This is a genomic window from Pseudomonas corni, assembly GCF_057128765.1.
The window spans coordinates 637335-660757 of record NZ_JBSKHW010000002.1 but is presented as its reverse complement, the minus strand read 5'-3'; the positions used below and the strand labels follow the sequence as shown (position 1 = coordinate 660757).

Sequence of the window (23423 nt, the reverse complement as noted above, 5' to 3'; positions counted from 1 at the left end):
ACGGTGCGCAAGATTCGGGCAACGCCCGTACGGTAAATGCTTCTATGTCGATGATGCGGGCAGTCAGGATTTTCTTCTTTTACCTGCTTTTAGGCAGCACTGCTTTGCTGTGGTGCTCGCTGAGTTTTTTCGTCGCGCCCTTTATGCCATTTCGTGTTCGTTATCGGTTCATCAATGTCTATTGGTGCCGATGCGCGCTGTGGCTGACTCGGGTGATGCTCAATATCAAAGTTGAAGTTACCGGCCAGGAAAACGTGCCGAAAACTCCATGTGTGATCGTGTCCAACCATCAAAGCACATGGGAAACGTTTTTTCTGTCGGCGCACTTCCAACCGCTGAGTCAGGTGCTCAAGCGCGAATTGTTGTACGTGCCCTTTTTCGGTTGGGCAATGGCAATGCTGCGCCCGATCGCGATCAATCGCGATAACCCTAAAGCGGCGCTTAAAGAAGTGGCCAAAAAGGGCGATGAGCTTTTGAAGGACGGTGTGTGGGTCCTGATCTTTCCTGAAGGCACACGCGTTCCGTACGGTCAGATCGGAAAATTCTCACGCAGTGGTTCGGCGCTGGCGGTTAACGCCGACCTGCCGGTTCTACCTGTCGCACATAACGCTGGGAAGTATTGGCCCAAAGAAGGTTGGGGTAAGAAAGCGGGCACTATTCGAGTCGTCATCGGTGAGCCGATGTATGCGGAGGGCGCCGGGCCACGTGCCATTGCCGCCTTGAATGACCGCGTAGCTGCATGGAATGAAGCAACCCAAAAGGCATTGGGTTCGCCCGCGCTGCCCATCGGCGCGCAGGAAAAAACCCCTGTGTGATTTTGTGGATAACCTGTGCACCATTTTTGTAAATTTGCTGATAATCCACAGTAACTTGTTAATTTCGCTACTTATTTCATATAGCGATTAATGAGCCAAAAACGTGCATAAGTTTTTTGAGCCATCCTGTTTTATCGTGTCAGAGCGCTGTGAATCCCGGTCTTGGGCCTTGTTTACGAATGGCCATCACTCGTAAGCAGTCGCCGGGATATCCACAGATTGCAAAGCGCCGCCATTCCTACCAGAACCAGTCCACCCATCGCTGCCGCGACGAATCCCGAACTCGGCGAAACACTGTCTATCGCAAGTCCTACGAGTGGCGTCGCCATCGTCTGACCAACCCTGTAGGCTGAATCTTGAAAGCCCATAGCCTCGCCACGCACGTTAGATGGCGCCAGGTTAGCCACAGTTTCAGAACCTGCCGCCAATGTTGGCGTACACAACAGGTTGGTCGGCAGCAGCGCGATCATTAAAATCCACCAGTTCTGATCGAACAGCGCCACTGGCAGAAGCAACAAGCTCATGCCTAGTGCCAGGGATGCCTGGGACAGCGATCGATGAACAATGCCGTGTACGAACCCGCCTGCGATCGACGCTATCGACATAGCGGCAATGACGTACCCGGTATACCCGATCTGGCCGTTTTCACGCAGTACAGCGATCAATGCCAACTCCGTCCCGGAAAGCACAAACAACGCGCCAGCGCTGATGAACAAGGCCGAGATCAAACGACCTGACATCCATGTCTTCAACGCAGGTCGGACAGGCTTGGCTTCAATCGAGATTTCTTCCGGCGTGCGCGTCGGCCAATTCAATCGGTACAACGCAACGTAGGACACGGCACGCCAGAGACCAATGCCGACCAGCGTAGCCATGGGCGAATACAACGTGATGAGCAAAATACCCACGGTAGGGCCGATGACGAACGAAAGCTCCATTAGCATCATGTTTAACGAGTAGGCCGGGCGACGTTGATCCTCAGGCACCAGAGTGGCCACGAACTGCCTGGCGAGTGAGCCGGTGGGCACGGTAAACAATGAAGCCAGAAACGCCAAGCCGATGAACATCAAAAACGGCACAAAGGGCAACAGGGCCCAAGCGACAGTCGAGAGTGTTCCGCAAACCGTTACGACAGGACGCAGGCCATGTTTGTCGATCATGCGTCCCAGCACCGGTGAGCCAAGTGCAAACCCAAGCGCAGTGGCGGTGCCAACCACCCCGGCTTCGAAATAGCCCCGCCCCATGTCCGTCAGCACATGCAGCGTTAGGGTGAGGCTCATAATCGTCAGGGGGAGACCCGCGATGAACATGAATAGAATTGCCGGCAGAACTCTCGGCAATTCCAAAACTTTTCTGTACTTGTAAAACGACATCCTGTGGACAGCTCCTTAAGTTGAAAAAAAGCTCCTGACAAACGATTTCGTACTACTTAGGGTGCAGGATCAAAGCGACCAAGGCACTCCAGCCAGTCTGATGCGATGCACCCAGTCCTCGCCCGTTTTCTCCATGGAAATACTCATGAAATAACAGCAGATCACGGCTATGCGGGTCAGTTTGTAGCTGTGAATAACCGGACATAGATGGGCGATTTCCCATGTCATCCCGCAGAAACATCCTACAAATCCGTGCGCTTATTCCGTCAGCTACTTCATCCAGCGATGCCAGATAACCCGAGCCGGTTGGGTACTCCACCGAAAAATTCTCACCGTAATAACGATGAAACTCACGCAATGATTCAATCAGCATGTAGTTCAACGGCATCCAGATCGGACCCCGCCAATTAGAGTTACCGCCAAACAGGCGCGATTCTGACTCTGCTGGCTGATAATCCGCGCAGAGATTGTCGCCGTTGATGTGCATGCTAAAGGGCCGCGCTGAGTAAGATTTGGATAACGAGCGAATTCCGAATTCAGACAAGAACTCCCTCTCATCGAGCATGCGCTTAAGCAAGTCCTTTGTTCGCTGCCCCCTTAACAAAGCCAGCAACAGGCGATTACCCTTACCCGGTTCAGTCCAGCGAGAAACTAGCAGCGCCAGATCAGGACGGTGATGCAGGAAACCAAGCAGTCGATCACGCAGCCCTTTCAAACCTTCATGTTCTCGTTGTTCCAGTACACGGACGGCGAACAACGGGATCAAGCCTACAATCGAGCGCAGACGCACGGGATCACTTGCGCCGTCAGGACGATGGAGGACGTCGTAGAAAAAACCGTCCTCATCATCCCACAAGCCTTGGACATCTTTGCCCACCTGGTTGATCGCACCTGCGATGTAGAGGAAGTGCTCAAAAAACTTAACCGAGATATCAACGTAAACCTCGTTGCGCTTGGCCAACTCCAGCGCGATACGCATCAAATCAAGCGCGTACCCAGCGACCCATGCAGTGCCGTCCGCTTGGTCCAACTGGTATCCGGGTGCCATGGCCGCAGATCGATCAAACAGCGCAATGTTGTCGAGCCCAAGAAACCCGCCCTGAAAGATATTGTGTCCCTCAGCGTCCTTGCGGTTGACCCACCAGGAAAAATTCAGCAACAGCTTGTGGAAAACTCGCTCGAGAAAATCGGCGTCGCCTACGCCTTTTAACGCCTTTTCCATCTGATAGACGCGCCATGTCGCCCAGGCGTGGACAGGCGGATTGGCGTCGTCGAAACGCCACTCGTAAGCAGGCAACTGACCATTGGGGTGCATGAAGCGATCTTTGATCAGCAATAAGAGTTGGTCTTTGGCAAAGTCAGGATCGATAAGGGCGAAGGCAACAGCCTGGAAAGCCAGATCCCAGGACGCATACCACGGGTACTCCCATTTATCCGGCATCGATACGATGTCGAAATTACACAGGTGCTGCCATTGGCTATTGCGAATTTTCGGCCGGTCTGGCGACAGTGGTCCTTGATTGGGATCGCCTTCCAACCAGGCTTTTACATCAAAGTAATAAAGCTGCTTGGACCACAGTAATCCTGCCAGCGCTTGGCGCTGAACATTGCGCGCGTCAGCGTCCTGCATACCCTGTTGCAGCGCTTCGTAATACTCGTCAGCTTCTCTGAGACGGGTGGTGAATAACCCGTGAGCGTCGACCTGCTCGGCGTTGGCAGGGGCAAATCTCAGGTAAATCACTTCGCTGGCGTAGCCGTCCAGTTGCATCAAGAAATGCGCAGCTACACGTGTGCCCTTGTCGCGGCAGATTGCATCAGGCTGAGCGCTGACAATATAGTCGTTGATCCCATCTTTGAAAGGCCCGGTACCTAGCGTGCCGAATAATTTGGGGCCATTGGTTTCGTTGTCGCAAAAGAGCCATTCGCAAGGCAGCTTGCCCCAAGCCGTCGCCTGTTTTTCAGATAACTGCGGATGGCGCGCTGTCACTGTTTTGCCATCCAGCGACAGGGTAGGGCGCTGGTGGTCCCGTCCCAGGCTCCATGTATTTCTTGCCCAAAGATGTGGCAATACGTGTAACCGCGCAGAGCAGTCGGACCGGTTGACGACAGTGACACGCATGAAGATGTCATCCGGGGTATGTTTGGCGTATTCGATAGTGACATCGAAATAATGGTTGTCGTTGAAAACGCCTGTGTCGAGGATCTCGTATTCAGCGTCCTCCAGACCGCGCCGTGCGTTCTCGGTCACCAGATCATCGTAGGGAAAAGCAGCATGGGGGTATTTGTACAGCATGCGCATGTAGGCATGGCTCGGGACGCCATCGACATGAAAGTACACCTCCTTCACGTCTTCGCCGTGATTTCCTTCGGCGTTGTTCAGACCAAAAAGTCGATCCTTCAAAATTGGATCGCGCTCGTTCCACAAACCCAGTCCGAGGCACCAATGCTGGGACTGGTCAGAGAACCCAGCCAAACCATCCTCGCCCCAGCGATAGCTTCGGCTGCGCGCATGATCGTGGGGGAAGAAATCCCAGGCGTTGCCGTCGGCGCTGTAATCCTCCCGCACCGTGCCCCATTGCCGATCGCTTAAGTACGGTCCCCATTCTCTCCACTGGGCCGCGTCTTCACCGGCCAAGCGCAGGCCCTCCGTTGTTTCAAGGATGGTCTTCGGAAGGGCATCTGCGGTCATCTTTACTTCCATCACAAATCAGACGTTTGGAAGTGTAGGGCGACCCTGTAACGAAAAGAAATCTATTTCCCGATCTTCAAGGTTTCGCCGCTTTGAACCCGGCCATAAAAAAAACCCGACAGATCGAGGACCTGTCGGGGTTTTTTCGTCAGCAGAATCGAGCGAGCTTTAGAAATCCAGGTTCGATACCGCCAGTGCGTTGCTTTCAATGAACTCGCGGCGCGGTTCTACGGCATCGCCCATCAAGGTGTTGAAGATCTGGTCTGCACCGATAGCATCTTCGATCGTGACTTTCAGCATGCGACGTACGGCTGGGTCCATCGTAGTTTCCCAGAGTTGATCCGGGTTCATTTCACCCAGACCTTTGTATCGCTGGATGGTGTGACGCTTGGTGCTTTCAGCCATCAACCAGGCCAACGCTTCCTTGAACTCGGTGACCTGCTTTTTACGCTCGCCACGTTGGATGTATGCGCCTTCTTCCAGCAGCGAGCTGATCTGCAAGCCGAGTGCAGTTACCGTCTTGTAGTCGTTGCTACCGAAGAAGTCACGGTTGAAGGTGACATAGTTCGAAAGACCATGGGAGATCAGTTCGACCTCCGGCAGCCATACGCCACGCTCACGGTCTTCACGCAGACTGGCTTTGTAGACCAGGCCAGACTTCTCGCCAACACGCAGACGCTCGTCGAACTTATCCAGCCACGCTTGCATGCCAGCGTGATCAGCAAGTTGCTCCAGCGTCACCGGGGGCAGGTACACGAAATGCTCGGTTAGCTCTTGAGGATAAAGACGTGACAGGCGCTTAAGCGTCTTCATCACCATCCGGAAATCATTGACCAGTTTTTCCAGCGCTTCGCCTGAAATCCCGGGTGCTGATTCATTCAGGTGCAGGCTCGCATCTTCAAGGGCCGACTGCGTCATGTACTCTTCCATGGCTTCGTCGTCTTTGATGTACTGCTCTTGCTTGCCCTTCTTCACCTTGTAGAGCGGAGGCTGAGCAATATAGATATAGCCGCGCTCGACCAGTTCAGGCAATTGACGGAAGAAGAAGGTCAACAGCAGGGTACGGATGTGCGATCCGTCGACGTCAGCATCGGTCATGATGATGATGTTGTGATAGCGCAGTTTTTCAATGTTGTATTCATCGCGGCCGATGCCACAGCCCAAGGCGGTGATCAAGGTGCCCACTTCTTGCGACGAGATCATTTTGTCAAAACGCGCTTTTTCGACGTTCAGAATTTTGCCTTTAAGCGGCAGAATCGCTTGAGTCTTGCGGTTACGTCCCTGCTTGGCGGAACCGCCAGCAGAGTCACCTTCCACCAAGTAAAGTTCGGAAAGAGCAGGGTCTTTCTCTTGGCAGTCAGCGAGTTTGCCTGGCAGGCCGGCAATGTCCAACGCGCCTTTACGGCGAGTCATCTCACGGGCCTTACGCGCAGCTTCGCGAGCGCGTGCTGCGTCGATCATCTTGCCTACAACGGCTTTGGCTTCATTTGGATTTTCCAGAAGGAAGTCCGAGAAGTATTTGCCCATTTCCTGTTCAACCGCAGTCTTCACTTCGGAAGAGACCAGCTTGTCTTTGGTCTGTGAACTGAATTTCGGATCCGGGACTTTCACCGAAATAATAGCGGTAAGGCCTTCGCGCGCATCGTCACCAGTGGTGGCAACTTTATGCTTCTTAGCCAAACCTTCTTGTTCGATATAATTGTTCAGGTTGCGCGTGAGCGCCGAGCGGAATCCCACCAGGTGAGTTCCGCCGTCGCGCTGGGGAATGTTGTTGGTGAAGCACAGCAGATTCTCGTTGAAGCTGTCATTCCACTGCAGCGCGATTTCGACGCCAATGCCGTCTTCACGCTGGATATTGAAGTGGAACACTTCATTGACCGGAGTCTTGTTGGTGTTCAGATACTCAACGAAAGCACGCAGACCGCCTTCGTATTTGAACAGCTCTTCCTTCCCGCTTCGCTCGTCTCGCAGAACAATGCCGACACCGGAGTTCAGGAACGACAGCTCCCGGATTCGCTTAGCCAAAATATCCCAACTGAAGTGGATGTTTTTGAAGGTCTCAGCCGAAGGTTTGAAGTGAATCTCTGTACCGGTCGAGTCACTTTCGCCAACGATGCGCATCGGTTCCTGAGGAACGCCATGCACATAGGTTTGTTCCCAAATCTTGCCACTCCGACGTACAGTCAGCAGCAGCAGTTCAGACAACGCGTTAACTACCGACACACCAACGCCGTGGAGGCCGCCAGAAACTTTGTACGAGTTATCGTCGAATTTACCGCCAGCGTGCAATACGGTCATGATGACCTCTGCTGCAGACACGCCTTCTTCTTTATGCACATCGACTGGGATACCGCGGCCGTTATCGCGCACGGTAATCGATTCGTCCGGGTGGATGATGATACTGATGTCGTCGCAGTGGCCAGCCAGTGCTTCGTCGATCGAGTTATCAACCACCTCGAAAACCATGTGGTGGAGACCGCTACCATCGTCGGTATCGCCGATGTACATACCGGGACGCTTGCGTACGGCGTCTAGCCCTTTCAGCACTTTGATGCTGGAGGAGTCGTACGTTTGATTTTCGCTCATGCATTCACTCCCGATGATCGTGGGTCTGGGTGATACAGCCTTGTTCCACGTGGAACAGTGCCACTGGCGTTTCCGTCCGCCAGCCTTCCCTCAAAAATTCTTGATCTACACAGGTAATGAAAACCTGGCAGTGTAATTCTTCCAGCAAACGACAAAGTGCGTTGCGATGGTTTTCGTCCAGCTCAGAGGGCAGGTCATCGACGAGGTATATACACTGGCCCCTACGAGCCAGGCTCACCAGATGGCCCTGAGCGATACGTAGCGCGCACACAACTAACTTTTGCTGCCCACGCGAAAGGATATCGGCAGCATTATGACCACCTAATCTGAGCCGCAAATCTGCTCTCTGTGGTCCTGCCTGCGTATGGCCCATCTGCTGATCGCGGTGGAGTGAGGAAGCGAGCACTGTGCTCAGCTCCTTTTCTTTATCCCATCCGCGGTAGTAACTCAGGCTCAAACCTTCAAGCTGAACCAACTCGCTTAAAGTTTGCTCGAAGACTGGCTTTAAAGCCTTGATATACGCGCGTCGAAATTCATCGATTTCATCACTAGCGAGGCACAGCTCTCGATCCCATGCCGCTTGCGAAGCGCCGTCAAGTGTACCATGCCGCAACCACGAGTTACGCTGCCGCAGAGCCTTCTGAAGTCTTTGCCACGTGCCCATAAATCGAGGTTCCACGTGGAACACTCCCCAGTCCAGGAACTGACGTCGAATCTTCGGAGCCCCCTCAAGCAGCCGAAAGCTGTCGGGATTAATTAACTGTAGGGGCAAAGTCTCGGCAAGCTGTGCTGCGCTTTTTGCGTTCTGACCATCAATGCGGATCTGAAATTCGCCATGTCGATCGCGGGAGATGCCAAGGTTGCTATGACCACCTTCGGCGAGCTCGACCTGGCCGAAAACCGTGCACGCCGGCTGCTCATATTGAATGACGGGCAGCAGCCTCACGCTACGAAACGAGCGAGCAAGTCCCAAGAGATGTATGGCTTCAAGGACACTGGTTTTCCCGCTGCCATTGGCGCCGTAGAGAATGTTAATACGAGGGGAAGGGGAGAAGGTCACCGGTTGCAGATTGCGCACCCCGGTGACCGAGACGCGGCTGAGAGACATTAGCTTCTGCTGTTAAAGGCGCATCGGCATTACGACATAGGCCGAATCATCATTGCCGGACTCTTGTACCAGCGCGCTGCTGTTGGAATCAGACAGAATCAATCGAACCTGTTCGGTAGTCATCACGCCCAGTACGTCGAGCAAGTAGCTGACATTAAAACCAATTTCTAGGGCTCCGCCGTCATAGTCAACGCCAATTTCTTCTTCCGCTTCTTCCTGCTCAGGGTTGTTGGCCTGAATCTTCAACTGGCCGCTGGCAAGTTGGAGACGGATACCGCGATACTTTTCGTTGGAAAGAATAGCCGTCCGGCTGAAGGCTTCGCGCAGTGCCTGGCGATCACCGACGACCAACTTATCCCCACCTTTAGGCAGGACGCGCTCGTAATCGGGGAATTTACCGTCAACCAATTTAGAGGTGAATGTAAATTCTCCTGTTGTGGCGCGAATATGATGCTGCCCCAGCACAATGCTGACGATCCCGTCTTGTTCTGTCAGCAAACGCGCTAGCTCGAGAATGCCCTTGCGCGGCACGATGACTTGGTGACGATCAGCCTGTTCGATTTCTGCAGTCATTGAGCACATTGCGAGCCGATGACCATCAGTCGCAACTGCGCGCAGGATGCCGGACTGGACCTCAAGCAACATACCATTGAGATAGTACCGAACGTCCTGTTGAGCCATTGCAAAACTGGTGCGCTCAATCAACCGACGAAGCTTGCTTTGAACGAGGTTGAACGTGAAGGAGCCCGGCCCTTCTTCCACCGTAGGGAAGTCGTTTGCCGGCAGTGTCGACAAAGTGAAACGGCTACGGCCAGCCTTGACGATCAGCTTTTGCTCATCGAGCTTGATATCGATCAATGCGTCATTGGGCAGGCTCTTGCAGATGTCCATCAACTTGCGCGCTGGCACAGTGATTTCGCCAGGTTCAGCAGCCTCTTCGAGCTGCACTCGGCCCACCAGCTCAACTTCCAGGTCAGTACCCGTCAGAGACAGTTGTTGGCCCTCGACAACCAAAAGAACGTTCGACAGAACCGGCAAGGTCTGGCGGCGTTCTACAACGCCTGCGACCAGTTGCAGGGGTTTCAACAGGGCTTCGCGTTGAATGGTGAAATGCATGGTCTAGTCCCTTGCCTTGATAAGCTGCGTCGGCATCTTCAAGTAGTCAGTGTACGCAGCAGGTTCTTGTAGTCCTCGCGAATATCCGCGTCGGATTCTTTAAGTTCGTTGATCTTGCGGCAAGCATGCAGGACCGTTGTGTGGTCGCGTCCACCAAACACATCACCGATCTCCGGCAAACTGTGGTTGGTGAGTTCCTTGGACAGCGCCATTGCCACCTGGCGAGGTCGAGCAACCGACCTGGAGCGACGTTTGGACAACAAGTCCGATATCTTGATTTTGTAGTATTCGGCGACTGTGCGCTGAATGTTATCCACACTTACCAGCTTGTCTTGCAACGCCAGAAGGTCTTTGAGCGATTCGCGGATCAACTCGATCGTGATGTCTCTGCCCATGAAATGCGAATGCGCGATGACTCGCTTAAGCGCGCCCTCAAGTTCACGAACGTTAGATCGAATACGCTGAGCGATAAAGAAAGCGGCATCGTGGGGCAGATCAACTTTTGCCTGATCGGCCTTCTTCATCAAAATCGCTACGCGGGTTTCGAGTTCAGGGGGCTCGACCGCAACGGTCAGTCCCCAACCAAAACGCGATTTTAAACGCTCTTCCAGACCTTCGATTTCTTTTGGATAACGGTCACTGGTGAGAATGACCTGTTGTCCACCCTCCAACAGGGCGTTGAAAGTGTGGAAAAACTCTTCCTGAGAACGCTCTTTGCGAGCGAAAAACTGAATATCATCAATGAGAAGCGCGTCAACTGAACGGTAGAAACGCTTGAACTCATTAATCGCATTGAGCTGCAACGCTTTGACCATGTCAGCCACGAACCGCTCGGAGTGCAGATACACCACCTTTGCGTTTGGATTCTTCTTGAGAAGATGGTTACCCACAGCGTGCATCAAGTGAGTTTTACCCAAGCCGACGCCCCCGTATAGAAACAGCGGGTTATATCCATGCTTTGGGTTATCCGCAACCTGCCAGGCCGCAGCCCGTGCCAATTGGTTGGACTTGCCTTCGACGAAGTTTTCGAAGGTGAATGTACGGTTCAGATAGCTCGTGTGCTTCAAAGCACCCTCAACCTGCACATTCCGTTGCTCTGCCCGGGCCGGCGCCTGTTGGGAACTTGCCCCCGCCATTGGATCAAAGCTCGCCCGCGAAGGCTCATCGTCAGAGCTTAGCGAGTTTTGAACCGGTGTTTGTACGGAGGCTCTTACCGCGGGCTGGGAAACTATAGCCCCGTTTCCGCCGTTGCCGTGGACAGCCTGCGATGCAGCTGCGGCCAAAGGAGCATTAGGCGCAGCGCGTGGCGCTGAGCTCCTCTTGCTGCCTATTAATAAGGAAAGAGCCGGGGCCATGCCCTGACCATGCTCGCCGAGAAGCTCAAGCAGTCGGCTGAGATACTTTTCGTTAACCCAATCGAGCACAAAACGGTTCGGGGCATAGACACGCAACTCGTCGCCTTCGGCTTCAACCTGAAGCGGACGGATCCAGGTGTTGAATTGCTGGGCAGGCAGCTCATCACGTAATAGCTCTACGCACTGCTGCCAAAGTTCCACTGACACGGACATCCCCTAAGTCAAAAGCCGGTGAGGCAAAAACAAGCGCCCATTGTAGCGATGAGCAACGGACTTATCCACATGTAGGTTGCTGCCCTTAAGCGACAAAAAAGGTTTTCATACACAGAAACGCGACCAGCGGTCTGTGCATAAGCTCTGTGGATAACTCCACCTCAGCCCGTTGCATAAGTACGCCTTAAAAACTGTGGATAATGCCCCTGTGGATAAAATAGCGTTTCACTCACAGCTTTTCCGACACTGCAGCACAGCTACAGCACCGCTTTTCGACAGACTTTCTGTCCTCTGTACACTATGATCTACGTGGCCCGCATAATGTTATCCACAGATATTCGCCCCTATAGCTTCTATAAGCTTTATAAAAAAGCTTTAAATACTTTCCTTCTTTATTTCTATATCTACGTTCTGATTGCCACGTCGGGTCGGCCTGTAAAATGGGAAACTGGCATGCAAGGAACTAAATACAGGAAACGTTGGTTGGAAATTGACCTGAGGGCCTGCTTTCTCTAGAATCCCCGGTCTCTTAAAACGGGGGCCATTCCGGCCCGTTGTGGACGAACCAGGTAACACGCCATGAAACGTACTTTCCAACCCAGCACTATCAAGCGCGCCCGCACTCACGGTTTCCGTGCACGTATGGCCACCAAAAACGGCCGTGCAGTCTTGTCGCGTCGCCGCGCCAAAGGCCGTAAGCGTCTGGCAGTTTGATTAATCGGCACAGGTGGTGAGTCAGGACTTCAGTCGGGAAAAGCGTTTGCTGACACCCCGGCATTTCAAGGCAGTCTTTGACTCCCCCACCGGCAAGGTTCCGGGGAAAAATCTCCTGCTCCTTGTGCGCGACAACGATCTGGATCACCCCCGTCTGGGATTGGTGATCGGGAAAAAGAGCGTAAAGCTCTCGGTTGAGCGCAATCGTTTGAAACGCCTGATGCGCGAATCGTTTCGCCAACACCAAGACAATTTGGTTGGTTGGGACATCGTGGTAGTCGCGCGAAAAGGCTTGGGTGACATTGAAAACCCCGAATTGATTCAGCATTTCGGCAAGCTCTGGAAACGTCTGGCGCGTAGCCGGCCTGTTTCAGAAGCCACAACCGAAACTGCGGGGGTAGACAGTCCTGATGCGTAAACTGGCGCTCGTTCCGATCCAGTTTTACCGTTACGCCATTAGTCCGCTGATGGCCAGTCACTGTCGTTTCTACCCCAGCTGCTCCTGCTACGCGTACGAAGCCATTGAAAATCATGGCTTGTTACGCGGTGGCTGGCTGACCTTACGTCGCTTAGGTCGCTGTCATCCTTGGAATCCCGGTGGTTATGACCCGGTTCCAACAGATCCCACCTCCCGTTCCTCTTCGATGGCCGAGTAATCATGGATATTAAACGCACGATCCTGATCGTCGCCCTGGCAATCGTGTCCTACGTCATGGTCCTGAAATGGAACCAGGACTATGGCCAGGCTGCCCTGCCGACTCAGAATGTTGCCGCCAACACAAATACATCCGCGCTACCGGATACCCCGCCTGGCACAAACGCATCAGCAAATGCCGATGTACCAAGCGCAACGGGTGAAGTTGCTGCTCCTGCTGAAACTCCAGTGGTTGCAAGCAAGGATCTGATTCAAGTCAAAACAGACGTCCTAAATCTGGAAATCGATCCTGTTGGTGGCGATGTCGTGCAGCTTCGGTTGCCGCTTTATCCGCGTCGGCAAGACCATCCGGACGTCCCATTCCAGCTTTTCGACAATGGTGGCGAACGTACCTTTCTGGCTCAAAGTGGCCTGACCGGCGCCAACGGTCCGGATGCTCGCTCAACCGGGCGTCCGGTGTACGTCAGCACTCAGAAAAGTTATCAACTGGTCGATGGCCAGAACGATCTAGTCGTTGATCTGAAATTCAGTGACGCCGGGGTCAACTACATCAAGCGCTTTACATTCAAGCGCGGTTTGTATGATCTGACCGTCAGCTATCTGATTGATAACCAAAGTGCTCAGCCTTGGAATGGCAATCTGTTTGCTCAGTTGAAACGTGACGCGAGCTCCGACCCTTCGTCGTCGACAGCTACGGGCACCGCGACTTATCTGGGTGCTGCCATGTGGACTGCCTCCGAGCCTTACAAAAAAGTATCGATGAAAGACATCGATAAAGGCTCGGTCAAAGAAACAGTGCAGGGCGGCTGGGTGGCTTGGCTGCAGCATTATTTCGTCACCGCCTGGATCCCGAATCACGGCGACAGCAACACCGTTACTACTCGCAAAGACAGCCAAGGTAATTACATCATCGGTTTCACCGGACCTGCGCTGAATATCGCTCCAGGTGCCAAGGCTGAGACCAACACCACTCTTTACGCAGGGCCGAAAAGCCAGGCAGTTCTCAAAGAATTGTCCCCAGGTCTGGAATTGACCGTCGATTACGGAATCCTTTGGTTTATTGCCCAGCCTATTTTCTGGCTGCTGCAACATATCCACAGCATTGTGGGTAACTGGGGCTGGTCAATCATCTTCCTGACAATGCTGATCAAAGGGCTTTTCTTCCCGCTGTCGGCCGCAAGCTATCGCTCGATGGCGCGCATGCGAGCCGTTGCTCCGAAACTCGCTATTCTGAAAGAGCAACACGGCGATGATCGTCAGAAGCTTTCGCAGTCGATGATGGAGCTTTACAAGAAAGAGAAGATCAACCCGCTGGGTGGATGCCTTCCTATTCTTGTCCAGATGCCAGTTTTCCTTTCGTTGTACTGGGTATTGCTCGAAAGCGTCGAAATGCGTCAGGCGCCGTGGTTGCTGTGGATAACTGACTTGTCGATCAAGGATCCGTTCTTCATTCTGCCGATCATCATGGGCGCAACCATGTTCATCCAGCAGCGTTTGAACCCGACGCCTCCGGACCCGATGCAGGCCAAGGTCATGAAGCTGATGCCAATCATCTTCACGTTCTTCTTCTTGTGGTTCCCTGCAGGTCTGGTTCTGTACTGGGTTGTGAACAACACCTTGTCCATCACGCAGCAGTGGTATATCACTCGCGGTATCGAAGCCAAGGCCAAGAAAGCTGAAGCTTGATCTAACCTGTGAATAAGTTATTCAGGACGCCCCCTTGTGGGGCGTTTTGCTATCCGTCATTTTCTCCGGGAGCTGGGTCATGAATGTCCCTCGTGAAACCATTGCCGCCATTGCCACCGCGCAGGGAAGAGGTGGGGTCGGCATTGTGCGCATTTCCGGTCCGCTTGCGTTCAGCGCCGCACAAGCGATCATCGGTAAAACCCCTCAGCCTCGGCATGCACATTTCGGCGCATTTCAAGACGAAGAAGGTCATGCCATCGATGAGGGCATCAGCCTGTATTTCCCTGGGCCCAACTCGTTCACCGGGGAAGATGTGTTCGAGATGCAAGGCCATGGAGGCCCGGTTGTCCTCGATATGATTTTGCAGCGCTGCGTACAACTGGGATGCAGACTTGCCCGTGCTGGCGAATTTAGTGAGCGGGCGTTCCTCAATGACAAGCTGGACTTGGCCCAAGCTGAAGCAATTGCCGATTTGATCGAGGCCAGTTCAGCACAAGCTGCACGCAACGCCCTACGTTCCCTGCAGGGGGCTTTCTCGGTTCGTGTGGATAACCTGACTGAGAAGCTGATCAGTCTGCGGATCTACGTAGAAGCAGCTATCGATTTTCCCGAGGAAGAAATCGATTTCCTGGCCGATGGTCATGTCCTGAGCCTGCTCGATGAGGTACGCGAGCATTTATCAACCGTTGTACGTGAAGCCAGTCAGGGAGCACTTCTGCGTGACGGCATGAATGTAGTGATTGCCGGACGGCCCAACGCAGGTAAATCCAGCCTGTTGAACGCCCTCGCCGGCCGTGAAGCAGCGATTGTTACTGAGATTGCAGGCACCACCCGCGATGTATTGCGCGAACATATCCATATTGATGGCATGCCACTTCACGTGGTCGACACTGCCGGGTTACGGGAGACGGCAGATCACGTCGAGAAGATAGGCGTGGAGCGGGCACTCAAAGCCATTACCGAGGCTGATCGTATTCTGCTGGTGGTTGACGCAACGGCGCCGGAAGCAAGCGATCCCTTCGCGCTGTGGCCAGAATTTCTGCAGGAACGTCCGGACCCTGCAAAAGTGACGTTGATTCGAAACAAGGCGGATCTGAGTGCCGAGCCAATCACGCTAGAGGTCAACGCCGACGGCCATGTGACGATTAATCTCAGTGCCAAGGCGGGTGGTAAGGGTCTGGAACTGCTGCGTGATCATCTCAAGGCCTGTATGGGCTTCCAACAGACCTCAGAAAGCAGCTTCAGCGCGCGTAGACGACATTTGGATGCGTTGCAACGCGCCAGCACATCGCTTGAGCACGGTCGTTCACAATTGACTTTGGCAGGCGCTGGGGAGTTACTGGCCGAAGATCTTCGGCAGGCGCAGCAGGCGCTCGGTGAGATCACCGGTGCGTTCAGTTCTGATGACTTGCTGGGCCGAATATTCTCCAGTTTCTGCATTGGCAAATAGTCCAAATCTTCTCCCAATGAGCTCATCTTGCCGGTGAGCCCGTTCGCATCGCCTCCCGCCCTTCCATAAAACTCCCAATCAAGCCTTTCGAAAGGCGAGGTTTGCCCGCCGGCGAGCTGGTTTTTCGCGAATTCTGAAAATTAAGGTCTGTGCATAAGCTTGCCTAGGCTCGGTTGATAACTGAGGTTTTGGAGGGGGTATAAACCCCTCTGTGCATAAGTATCGATTTAATCCACAGCCTTAAGCTGCTTATCCCACGAGCTCATTGATAGATAGCCACAGAGTTTTGAATCTCTATACAGTACGGTTTTAAAGGCCTAGGAGAATCTATCCACAGAAAAGTGCCTGTGTATAAATAAACATAAAAACAAAGATCTTATAAATCTCTTTCTTTTTAATTTCTATAACCGCCATCTATCCACAGCTGGTTAAATTTTGCGCAAAAGGTTTCTTCAGTGGGGTGAAGTCCCTATACTTGCCGCCAATTCCAATTCCCCCCAGAAAACAGGCACGAGGTGCGTGGTGGATTTCCCTTCCCGTTTTGAAGTGATCGTCATCGGTGGCGGTCATGCCGGTACCGAGGCAGCACTGGCGTCCGCACGCATGGGTTCAAAGACCTTACTGCTGACGCACAACGTGGAAACCCTCGGTCAGATGAGCTGCAATCCCGCCATTGGCGGCATCGGCAAGAGCCACTTGGTTAAAGAGATCGATGCGCTCGGCGGCGCCATGGCTATTGCCACCGATAAAGGTGGCATTCAGTTTCGTGTATTGAACAGTCGCAAAGGCCCGGCGGTGCGAGCTACTCGTGCCCAGGCAGACCGTGTCCTGTACAAGGCAGCCATTCGCGAAATCATAGAAAATCAGCCAAACCTGTGGATATTCCAACAAGCCTGCGACGACCTGATAGTGGAACAGGGCGAAGTGCGGGGCGTTGTCACACAAATGGGTCTGCGCTTTCTCGCGGACTCAGTTGTATTGACCACCGGCACGTTCCTGGGCGGACTTATCCACATCGGAATGCAGAACTATTCAGGCGGTCGCGCTGGAGATCCGCCATCGATCGCATTGGCACAGCGTCTGCGGGAACTGCCTCTACGCGTAGGCCGCCTGAAAACTGGTACGCCGCCACGCATCGACGGCCGCTCTGTGGATTTCTCGGTCATGACCGAGCAACCAGGTGATACGCCGATACCGGTGATGTCGTTCATGGGTTCCAAAGACCAGCACCCGGCTCAAGTCAGTTGCTGGATCACCCATACCAATGCTCGTACTCACGAAATCATTGCGGCCAACCTCGACCGTTCGCCGATGTATTCCGGTGTGATTGAAGGCGTCGGCCCGCGCTATTGCCCCTCGATTGAAGACAAGATCCATCGCTTTGCCGACAAGGAAAGCCATCAGGTCTTCATCGAGCCGGAAGGTTTGAATACTCACGAGCTGTATCCGAACGGAATTTCGACGTCGCTGCCGTTCGATGTGCAACTGCAGATTGTGCGTTCGATCCGAGGCATGGAAAACGCCCACATCGTGCGTCCCGGCTATGCCATCGAATACGACTACTTCGACCCGCGAGATTTGAAATACAGCCTCGAAACCAAGGTGATTGCCGGACTGTTCTTCGCAGGGCAAATCAACGGCACTACCGGTTATGAGGAAGCAGGTGCACAAGGTTTGCTCGCCGGCGCGAACGCAGCGCTACGGGCCCAGGGCAAAGAAAGCTGGTGCCCGCGTCGAGACGAGGCGTACATCGGGGTATTGGTCGACGACTTGATCACGCTGGGTACCCAGGAGCCTTACCGTATGTTCACCTCCCGGGCCGAGTACCGTCTGATCCTGCGTGAAGACAACGCCGACTTACGTCTGACCGAAAAAGGTCGGGAGCTGGGGCTTGTCGATGACGCCCGCTGGGCTGCTTTCTGCACCAAGCGCGAAAGTATCGAGCGTGAAGAGCAACGTCTGAAATCCACCTGGATTCGTCCAGGCACCCCCCAAGGTGATTCGGTATCAGCGCACTTCGGCACGCCGTTGACTCACGAATACAACTTGCTCAATCTCCTGACCCGTCCAGAAGTGGACTATGCCAGCCTCATTTCACTGACTGGCGAAGGCTGCACTGATCCACAAGTGGCAGAGCAGGTTGAAATCAAGACCAAATACGCCGGTTATATCGATCGTCAGCAGGACGAAATCGCAAGGCTTCGTGCCAGTGAAAACACCAAATTGCCTGCGGACATCGATTACACAAACATCTCAGGTCTGTCGAAAGAAATTCAGAGCAAGCTGGGGATAACTCGGCCAGAAACCCTGGGCCAAGCGTCTCGCATTCCTGGTGTGACCCCTGCAGCAATTTCGCTATTGATGATTCACTTGAAAAAACGCGGCGCGGGCCGTCAGTTGGAGCAAAGCGCTTGAGTTCTATGGTTACCCCGCAACACGCTGAAGAGTTGATCCTGGGTGCCCGCGAGTTGGGGGTTGAGCTTACCGAAAGTCAGCACCATCAGCTGTTGGCGTATCTGGCTCTGTTGATCAAGTGGAACAAGGCATACAACCTGACGGCAGTGCGCGATCCGGACGAGATGGTGTCGCGTCACTTGCTCGACAGCTTGAGCATCATGTCTTTCGTCGAAGGTGAGCGCTGGCTCGATGTAGGCAGTGGCGGGGGAATGCCTGGCATTCCGATGGCTATCCTGTTTCCAGGTACCAAGGTTACGGTGCTCGACAGCAATGGTAAGAAAACTCGCTTTCTGACTCAGGTCAAACTTGAGCTCAAGCTCGACAATCTGCAAGTTATCCACAGCCGGGCAGAAGCCTTTGAACCTGTACAGCCGTTCAACGGGATAATCTCCAGGGCTTTCAGCAGTCTTGAAGACTTTACCCAGTGGACGCGCCATATGGGCGATGCCCAAACGCATTGGCTCGCGATGAAGGGTCTGCATCCTGCCGATGAACTGGTAGCATTGCCGGCAGACTTCCGCCTCGACAGTGCGCAGGCCTTGGCCGTTCCGGGTTGCCAAGGGCAACGCCATCTGCTGATACTGCGCCGCACGGCTTGACAGGGAACACACGCAAGAATGGCTAAGGTATTCGCGATCGCGAACCAAAAAGGTGGTGTGGGCAAAACCACCACCTGCATCAACCTCGCAGCCTCGCTGGTCGCTACCAAGCGCCGAGTGCTATTGATCGATCTCGATCCTCAAGGCAATGCCACGATGGGCAGCGGCGTGGATAAACACGCGCTCGAGAACTCGATTTACGACGTGCTGATCGGCGAATGCGATCTTGGCCAGGCCATGCATTTTTCTGAGCACGGTGGCTATCAATTGTTACCGGCAAACCGCGATCTGACCGCTGCAGAAGTGGTGTTGCTCGAAATGCAGATGAAGGAAAGTCGCTTGCGCACTGCGCTGGCGCCGATTCGCGAAAATTACGACTACATCCTCATCGACTGCCCGCCGTCGCTGTCGATGTTGACGCTCAACGCGCTAGTGGCGGCTGACGGTGTGATCATCCCCATGCAGTGCGAGTATTTTGCACTCGAGGGTTTGAGCGACCTTGTGGATAACATCAAGCGAATTGCCGAGCTGCTGAATCCACAGTTAAAGATCGAAGGTCTGTTGCGGACTATGTACGATCCGCGGCTGAGCCTGATCAACGATGTGTCCGCCCAGCTCAAGGAGCACTTTGGGGAACAGCTCTACGACACTGTGATTCCGCGCAACATTCGTCTGGCCGAGGCACCGAGCTTCGGTATGCCAGCTCTGGCATACGACAAGACTTCCCGAGGCGCGTTGGCTTACCTGGCCCTCGCGGGCGAGATGGTTCGTCGTCAACGTCGTAACACCCGCACCGCTCAGCCCACTTAAGGAATACCCATGGCCGTCAAGAAACGAGGACTCGGACGTGGGCTGGATGCACTTCTGAGCAGTCCAACCGTCAGTTCTCTGGAAGAACAGGCCACCAAGGCCGACCAGCGCGAATTGCAGCACATTCCGCTGGACCTGATTCAGCGTGGGAAATACCAGCCACGTCGCGACATGGATCCTCAAGCGCTTGAAGAGCTGGCTTTGTCGATCAAGGCCCAAGGCGTTATGCAACCGATCGTAGTGCGCCCAATCGGTGAAAACCGCTTTGAGATCATTGCGGGCGAGCGCCGCTGGCGTGCGAGTCAACAGGCTGGTATTGACACCATTCCGGCTATGGTCCGCGATGTGCCGGACGAAACGGCTATTGCCATGGCGCTGATCGAGAACATTCAGCGTGAAGACCTTAATCCGATTGAAGAGGCTGTGGCACTGCAACGTTTGCAGCAGGAATTCCAACTGACCCAGCAACAGGTCGCCGAAGCTGTGGGTAAGTCGCGGGTGAGCGTGGCTAACCTGCTACGCTTGATCGCACTGCCTGAGGTGATCAAGACAATGCTTTCGCACGGTGACCTGGAAATGGGCCACGCGCGCGCATTGCTCGGTTTGCCTGAAGATCAGCAGGTTGAAGGGGCGCGACATGTTGTCGCACGCGGGCTAACAGTTCGCCAAACCGAGGCACTTGTAAGGCAGTGGTTGAGCGGTAAGCAGGAAGCTTCAGCGCCGGCCAAACCTGATCCTGACATCAGTCGTCTGGAGCAGCGTCTAGCCGAGCGGCTAGGCTCCGCAGTGCAGATTCGTCATGGCCAGAAGGGAAAGGGCCAGTTAGTCATTCGTTATAACTCACTGGATGAGTTGCAAGGTGTCCTCGCTCACATCCGCTGAAACAATTGCCCTGTAGCGTGTAGTCGGAAATCACTACCCGGCAGTTGAATAGGGCGTTAACCGCCCCTATACTCTGCGCGCATTTTGTCGGCACAAATTATGCCAAGTTATTGATTTTGGCCGCCGACGCTCGAGGAGCAGTAGTGATGGAAACACGCACACCAAACAGGTTGCCATTCCATCGCCTGGCGGTATTTCCGGTACTACTGGCCCAAGGTGTTGTTCTGCTGTTGGCTGCTTTGGCGCTGTGGCAGTGGAATGGGGTCGTTGCTGGATATTCTGGGCTGTGCGGAGGCCTGATAGCGTGGCTGCCCAATTTGTATTTTGCTCACAAGGCATTTCGGTTTACCGGAGCTAGAGCAGCGCAAGCCATCGTGCGGTCTTTTTATGCCGGCGAGGCGGGCAAACTGATTTTTACGGCAGTGCTATTTGCACTGACCTTTGCAGGAGTAAAGCCGCTGGCGCCTCTGGCAGTCTTCGGCGTGTTCATACTGACCCAGTTGGTCAGTTGGTTCGCACCCCTGCTCATGAAAACAAGACTTTTGAGACCTTAGGGCGTTTGAGGCAACCATGGCAGAGCAAACAGCTTCGGGCTATATCCAGCACCACTTGCAGAACTTGACCTATGGTCATTTGCCTGACGGCAGTTGGGGCTTCGCCCATTCCGCGGCAGAAGCAAAAGAAATGGGCTTTTGGGCTTTCCACCTGGATACATTGGGTTGGTCGGTTGCCTTGGGTCTGATTTTTGTCCTGATTTTCCGTATGGTCGCCAAAAAGGCTACTTCCGGTCAGCCCGGTGCTCTGCAAAACTTCGTTGAAGTGATGGTCGAGTTCGTCGACGGCAGCGTAAAGGATAGCTTTCACGGTCGCAGCGCAGTCATCGCACCGCTGGCGCTGACGATTTTCGTCTGGGTCTTCCTGATGAACGCCATCGACCTGATCCCAGTCGACTGGATTCCTCAGTTGGCTATCATGATTTCCGGTGACCACCACATTCCTTTCCGCGCAGTGTCGACCACCGACCCTAACGCGACGATCGGCATGGCGCTTTCGGTCTTCGCGCTCATCATTTTTTACAGCATCAAGGTCAAGGGCATCGGCGGTTTCATCGGCGAACTGACCCTGCACCCGTTTGGTAGCAAGAACATTCTTGTCCAGGCGCTATTGATTCCTGTGAACTTCCTGCTTGAATTCGTGACTCTGATTGCCAAACCGGTTTCTCTGGCTCTGCGTCTCTTCGGCAACATGTACGCTGGTGAACTGGTGTTCATCCTGATCGCGGTCATGTTCGGCAGTGGTCTGCTCTGGCTTAGCGGTCTGGGCGTGGTCCTGCAATGGGCGTGGGCTGTATTCCACATCCTGATCATCACCCTGCAAGCGTTCATCTTCATGATGCTGACCATCGTTTACCTTTCGATGGCTCACGAAGATAACCATTAAGACTCGCATTGCGCGTCTGATGATCCCCTTGCTTGCGTAAGGGGATGCCCGCGAGGGCTTGATGTAAGAAACGATTTTGTTTTACCGCTTTAATCTAAAAAACCTAACCAATACGACGTAAAAGTCGGGAGGAAAGATGGAAACTGTAGTTGGTCTAACTGCTATCGCTGTTGCACTGCTGATCGGCCTGGGCGCACTGGGTACTGCAATCGGTTTCGGCTTGCTGGGCGGTAAATTCCTGGAAGGCGCAGCGCGTCAGCCAGAAATGGTTCCAATGCTGCAAGTTAAAATGTTCATCGTGGCTGGTCTGCTCGACGCCGTAACCATGATCGGTGTTGGTATCGCTCTGTTCTTCACCTTCGCGAACCCCTTCGTTGGTCAGCTCGCTGGCTAATCACTCGAATTTTCGAGTTGATTGGTGTGATGGACAACGAACTAGCGAGGTGTTGGCGTGAACATTAATGCAACCCTGATTGGCCAGTCCGTTGCGTTCTTCATTTTTGTACTGTTTTGCATGAAGTTCGTATGGCCTCCGGTCATCGCGGCTTTGCACGAACGTCAGAAGAAGATTGCGGATGGATTGGACGCTGCCAGCCGAGCAGCTCGCGACCTGGAGTTGGCCCAAGATAAAGCGGGTCAACAACTGCGCGAAGCGAAAGCTCAGGCAGCTGAAATCATTGAGCAGGCCAAGAAACGCGGTACTCAGATTGTCGACGAAGCCCGGGAACAGGCACGCGTTGAAGCTGACCGCATCAAGGCTCAGGCTCAGGCCGAGATCGAACAGGAACTGAACGGTGTCAAAGATGCGCTGCGCGCCCAATTGGGTAGCCTGGCAGTCAATGGCGCAGAGAAGATTCTGGGTGCCACAATCGATCAAAACGCGCACGCGGAGCTGGTTAATAAACTGGCTGCTGAAATTTAAGCGAGGGCGATCATGGCAGAACTGACCACGTTGGCCCGACCTTACGCTAAGGCAGCCTTCGAGCATGCACAGGCGCACCAGCAACTGGCCAATTGGTCAGCGATGCTCGGCCTGGCTGCTGCAGTGTCGCAAGACGACACAATGCAGCGCATGCTCAAGGCCCCGCGACTGACGAGCGCAGACAAGGCCGCCACTTTTATTGAAGTGTGCGGCGACAAGTTCGATGCCAAGGCACAGAATTTCATCCAGGTCGTTGCAGAAAACGACCGTCTCCCGCTTTTGCCGGAGATCTCCGAGCTGTTCGACCTGTACAAGGCCGAGCAGGAAAAGTCGGTAGATGTGGATGTGACCAGTGCTTTCGCATTGAACCAAGAACAGCAAGACAAACTCGCCAAGGTTCTCAGTGCACGGCTCGGCCGGGAAGTGCGCCTGCATGCTGCGGAGGATGCCACCCTTATAGGTGGTGTCGTCATCCGCGCCGGCGACCTGGTTATCGATGGCTCAGTTCGCGGCAAACTCGCGCAACTAGCCGAAGCATTGAAATCTTGAGTTT

21 protein-coding genes are annotated in these 23423 nt (G+C 54.0%); 15 read left to right on the top strand and 6 right to left on the bottom strand.

Annotation, left to right across the window (positions count from 1 at the left end):
- Positions 1-44: 44 nt before the first annotated feature.
- Entirely contained in the window at positions 45-815 is a 771-nt protein-coding gene (locus tag ACWKV9_RS06680; RefSeq protein ID WP_483835280.1) for a lysophospholipid acyltransferase family protein, read from the top strand.
- 173 nt (positions 816-988) lie between these two features.
- Here ACWKV9_RS06680 and ACWKV9_RS06675 read toward each other — a convergent pair whose 3' ends face one another.
- From ACWKV9_RS06675 to dnaA, 6 genes are all read right to left on the bottom strand, one after another.
- Positions 989-2125: an MFS transporter gene (locus ACWKV9_RS06675; protein WP_483835279.1), complete on the bottom strand. Its 1137-nt coding sequence runs from the start codon at positions 2123-2125 to the stop codon at positions 989-991.
- A 115-nt stretch (positions 2126-2240) separates the two neighbouring features.
- Positions 2241-4877, bottom strand: coding sequence for an MGH1-like glycoside hydrolase domain-containing protein (locus tag ACWKV9_RS06670; protein WP_483835278.1), 2637 nt, complete (start codon positions 4875-4877; stop codon positions 2241-2243).
- Between the two features lie 168 nt (positions 4878-5045).
- The gene (gene gyrB, locus ACWKV9_RS06665; RefSeq protein WP_483835277.1) at positions 5046-7463 is read right to left on the bottom strand and encodes a DNA topoisomerase (ATP-hydrolyzing) subunit B; all 2418 of its coding nucleotides are present in this window, start codon (positions 7461-7463) and stop codon (positions 5046-5048) included.
- A 4-nt stretch (positions 7464-7467) separates the two neighbouring features.
- Positions 7468-8571, bottom strand: a complete 1104-nt coding sequence (gene recF / locus ACWKV9_RS06660; RefSeq protein ID WP_483835276.1) for a DNA replication/repair protein RecF — start codon at positions 8569-8571, stop codon at positions 7468-7470.
- 12 nt (positions 8572-8583) lie between these two features.
- On the bottom strand, positions 8584-9687 hold the full coding sequence (gene dnaN, locus ACWKV9_RS06655; RefSeq protein ID WP_483835275.1) for a DNA polymerase III subunit beta: 1104 nt from the start codon (positions 9685-9687) through the stop codon (positions 8584-8586).
- 38 nt (positions 9688-9725) lie between these two features.
- Entirely contained in the window at positions 9726-11249 is a 1524-nt protein-coding gene (dnaA, locus tag ACWKV9_RS06650) for a chromosomal replication initiator protein DnaA (protein ID WP_483835274.1), read from the bottom strand.
- Between the two features lie 585 nt (positions 11250-11834).
- Between dnaA and rpmH the strand changes: the two genes are divergently transcribed.
- From rpmH to ACWKV9_RS06580, 14 genes are all read left to right on the top strand, one after another.
- Positions 11835-11969 carry a 50S ribosomal protein L34 gene (rpmH, locus tag ACWKV9_RS06645; RefSeq protein WP_002551315.1) on the top strand — a complete coding sequence of 45 codons (135 nt, stop codon included), beginning with the start codon at positions 11835-11837 and terminating at the stop codon, positions 11967-11969.
- A gap of 16 nt (positions 11970-11985) precedes the next feature.
- Entirely contained in the window at positions 11986-12387 is a 402-nt protein-coding gene (gene rnpA, locus ACWKV9_RS06640) for a ribonuclease P protein component (RefSeq protein WP_483835273.1), read from the top strand.
- Positions 12380-12625 (top strand): membrane protein insertion efficiency factor YidD, encoded by a 246-nt coding sequence (yidD, locus tag ACWKV9_RS06635; RefSeq protein ID WP_483835272.1) that lies wholly within the window; start codon positions 12380-12382, stop codon positions 12623-12625. The genes rnpA and yidD overlap by 8 nt, the downstream gene beginning before the upstream one ends.
- Before the next feature lie 2 nt (positions 12626-12627).
- A complete protein-coding gene (gene yidC / locus ACWKV9_RS06630; RefSeq protein ID WP_483835271.1) occupies positions 12628-14310 on the top strand; it encodes a membrane protein insertase YidC in 1683 nt (560 codons plus the stop codon).
- A 79-nt stretch (positions 14311-14389) separates the two neighbouring features.
- Positions 14390-15760 (top strand): tRNA uridine-5-carboxymethylaminomethyl(34) synthesis GTPase MnmE, encoded by a 1371-nt coding sequence (gene mnmE / locus ACWKV9_RS06625; RefSeq protein WP_483835399.1) that lies wholly within the window; start codon positions 14390-14392, stop codon positions 15758-15760.
- A gap of 522 nt (positions 15761-16282) precedes the next feature.
- Positions 16283-18175: a tRNA uridine-5-carboxymethylaminomethyl(34) synthesis enzyme MnmG gene (gene mnmG, locus ACWKV9_RS06620; RefSeq protein ID WP_483835270.1), complete on the top strand. Its 1893-nt coding sequence runs from the start codon at positions 16283-16285 to the stop codon at positions 18173-18175.
- Positions 18172-18816, top strand: coding sequence for a 16S rRNA (guanine(527)-N(7))-methyltransferase RsmG (rsmG, locus tag ACWKV9_RS06615; protein WP_483835269.1), 645 nt, complete (start codon positions 18172-18174; stop codon positions 18814-18816). The genes mnmG and rsmG overlap by 4 nt, the downstream gene beginning before the upstream one ends.
- Before the next feature lie 18 nt (positions 18817-18834).
- Positions 18835-19626: a ParA family protein gene (locus ACWKV9_RS06610; protein WP_483835268.1), complete on the top strand. Its 792-nt coding sequence runs from the start codon at positions 18835-18837 to the stop codon at positions 19624-19626.
- Positions 19627-19635: 9 nt separating this feature from the next.
- Positions 19636-20508, top strand: a complete 873-nt coding sequence (locus ACWKV9_RS06605) for a ParB/RepB/Spo0J family partition protein (RefSeq protein ID WP_483835267.1) — start codon at positions 19636-19638, stop codon at positions 20506-20508.
- A 146-nt stretch (positions 20509-20654) separates the two neighbouring features.
- On the top strand, positions 20655-21062 hold the full coding sequence (locus tag ACWKV9_RS06600) for a F0F1 ATP synthase subunit I (RefSeq protein ID WP_483835266.1): 408 nt from the start codon (positions 20655-20657) through the stop codon (positions 21060-21062).
- A gap of 16 nt (positions 21063-21078) precedes the next feature.
- Positions 21079-21948, top strand: a complete 870-nt coding sequence (atpB, locus tag ACWKV9_RS06595) for a F0F1 ATP synthase subunit A (protein ID WP_483835265.1) — start codon at positions 21079-21081, stop codon at positions 21946-21948.
- Between the two features lie 136 nt (positions 21949-22084).
- Positions 22085-22342, top strand: a complete 258-nt coding sequence (gene atpE, locus ACWKV9_RS06590) for a F0F1 ATP synthase subunit C (protein WP_002555987.1) — start codon at positions 22085-22087, stop codon at positions 22340-22342.
- 57 nt (positions 22343-22399) lie between these two features.
- The gene (locus ACWKV9_RS06585) at positions 22400-22870 is read left to right on the top strand and encodes a F0F1 ATP synthase subunit B (protein WP_268798716.1); all 471 of its coding nucleotides are present in this window, start codon (positions 22400-22402) and stop codon (positions 22868-22870) included.
- Positions 22871-22882: 12 nt separating this feature from the next.
- Positions 22883-23419 carry a F0F1 ATP synthase subunit delta gene (locus tag ACWKV9_RS06580; protein ID WP_074886101.1) on the top strand — a complete coding sequence of 179 codons (537 nt, stop codon included), beginning with the start codon at positions 22883-22885 and terminating at the stop codon, positions 23417-23419.
- Positions 23420-23423: the final 4 nt, after the last annotated feature.

Excerpts from the sequence above, each read along its gene's own strand:
- mnmE (WP_483835399.1), top strand. The coding sequence starts at position 14,390 with ATGAATGTCCCTCGTGAAACCATTGCCGCCATTGCCACCGCGCAGGGA.
- gyrB (WP_483835277.1), bottom strand. The coding sequence starts at position 7,463 with ATGAGCGAAAATCAAACGTACGACTCCTCCAGCATCAAAGTGCTGAAA.
- ACWKV9_RS06600 (WP_483835266.1), top strand. The coding sequence starts at position 20,655 with ATGGAAACACGCACACCAAACAGGTTGCCATTCCATCGCCTGGCGGTA.
- ACWKV9_RS06580 (WP_074886101.1), top strand. The coding sequence starts at position 22,883 with ATGGCAGAACTGACCACGTTGGCCCGACCTTACGCTAAGGCAGCCTTC.
- ACWKV9_RS06605 (WP_483835267.1), top strand. The coding sequence starts at position 19,636 with ATGGCCGTCAAGAAACGAGGACTCGGACGTGGGCTGGATGCACTTCTG.
- atpE (WP_002555987.1), top strand. The coding sequence starts at position 22,085 with ATGGAAACTGTAGTTGGTCTAACTGCTATCGCTGTTGCACTGCTGATC.
- rpmH (WP_002551315.1), top strand. The coding sequence starts at position 11,835 with ATGAAACGTACTTTCCAACCCAGCACTATCAAGCGCGCCCGCACTCAC.
- dnaN (WP_483835275.1), bottom strand. The coding sequence starts at position 9,687 with ATGCATTTCACCATTCAACGCGAAGCCCTGTTGAAACCCCTGCAACTG.
- ACWKV9_RS06675 (WP_483835279.1), bottom strand. The coding sequence starts at position 2,125 with ATGTTCATCGCGGGTCTCCCCCTGACGATTATGAGCCTCACCCTAACG.
- ACWKV9_RS06670 (WP_483835278.1), bottom strand. The coding sequence starts at position 4,877 with ATGACCGCAGATGCCCTTCCGAAGACCATCCTTGAAACAACGGAGGGC.
- yidD (WP_483835272.1), top strand. The coding sequence starts at position 12,380 with ATGCGTAAACTGGCGCTCGTTCCGATCCAGTTTTACCGTTACGCCATT.
- ACWKV9_RS06680 (WP_483835280.1), top strand. The coding sequence starts at position 45 with ATGTCGATGATGCGGGCAGTCAGGATTTTCTTCTTTTACCTGCTTTTA.
- recF (WP_483835276.1), bottom strand. The coding sequence starts at position 8,571 with ATGTCTCTCAGCCGCGTCTCGGTCACCGGGGTGCGCAATCTGCAACCG.
- yidC (WP_483835271.1), top strand. The coding sequence starts at position 12,628 with ATGGATATTAAACGCACGATCCTGATCGTCGCCCTGGCAATCGTGTCC.
- atpB (WP_483835265.1), top strand. The coding sequence starts at position 21,079 with ATGGCAGAGCAAACAGCTTCGGGCTATATCCAGCACCACTTGCAGAAC.
- ACWKV9_RS06610 (WP_483835268.1), top strand. The coding sequence starts at position 18,835 with ATGGCTAAGGTATTCGCGATCGCGAACCAAAAAGGTGGTGTGGGCAAA.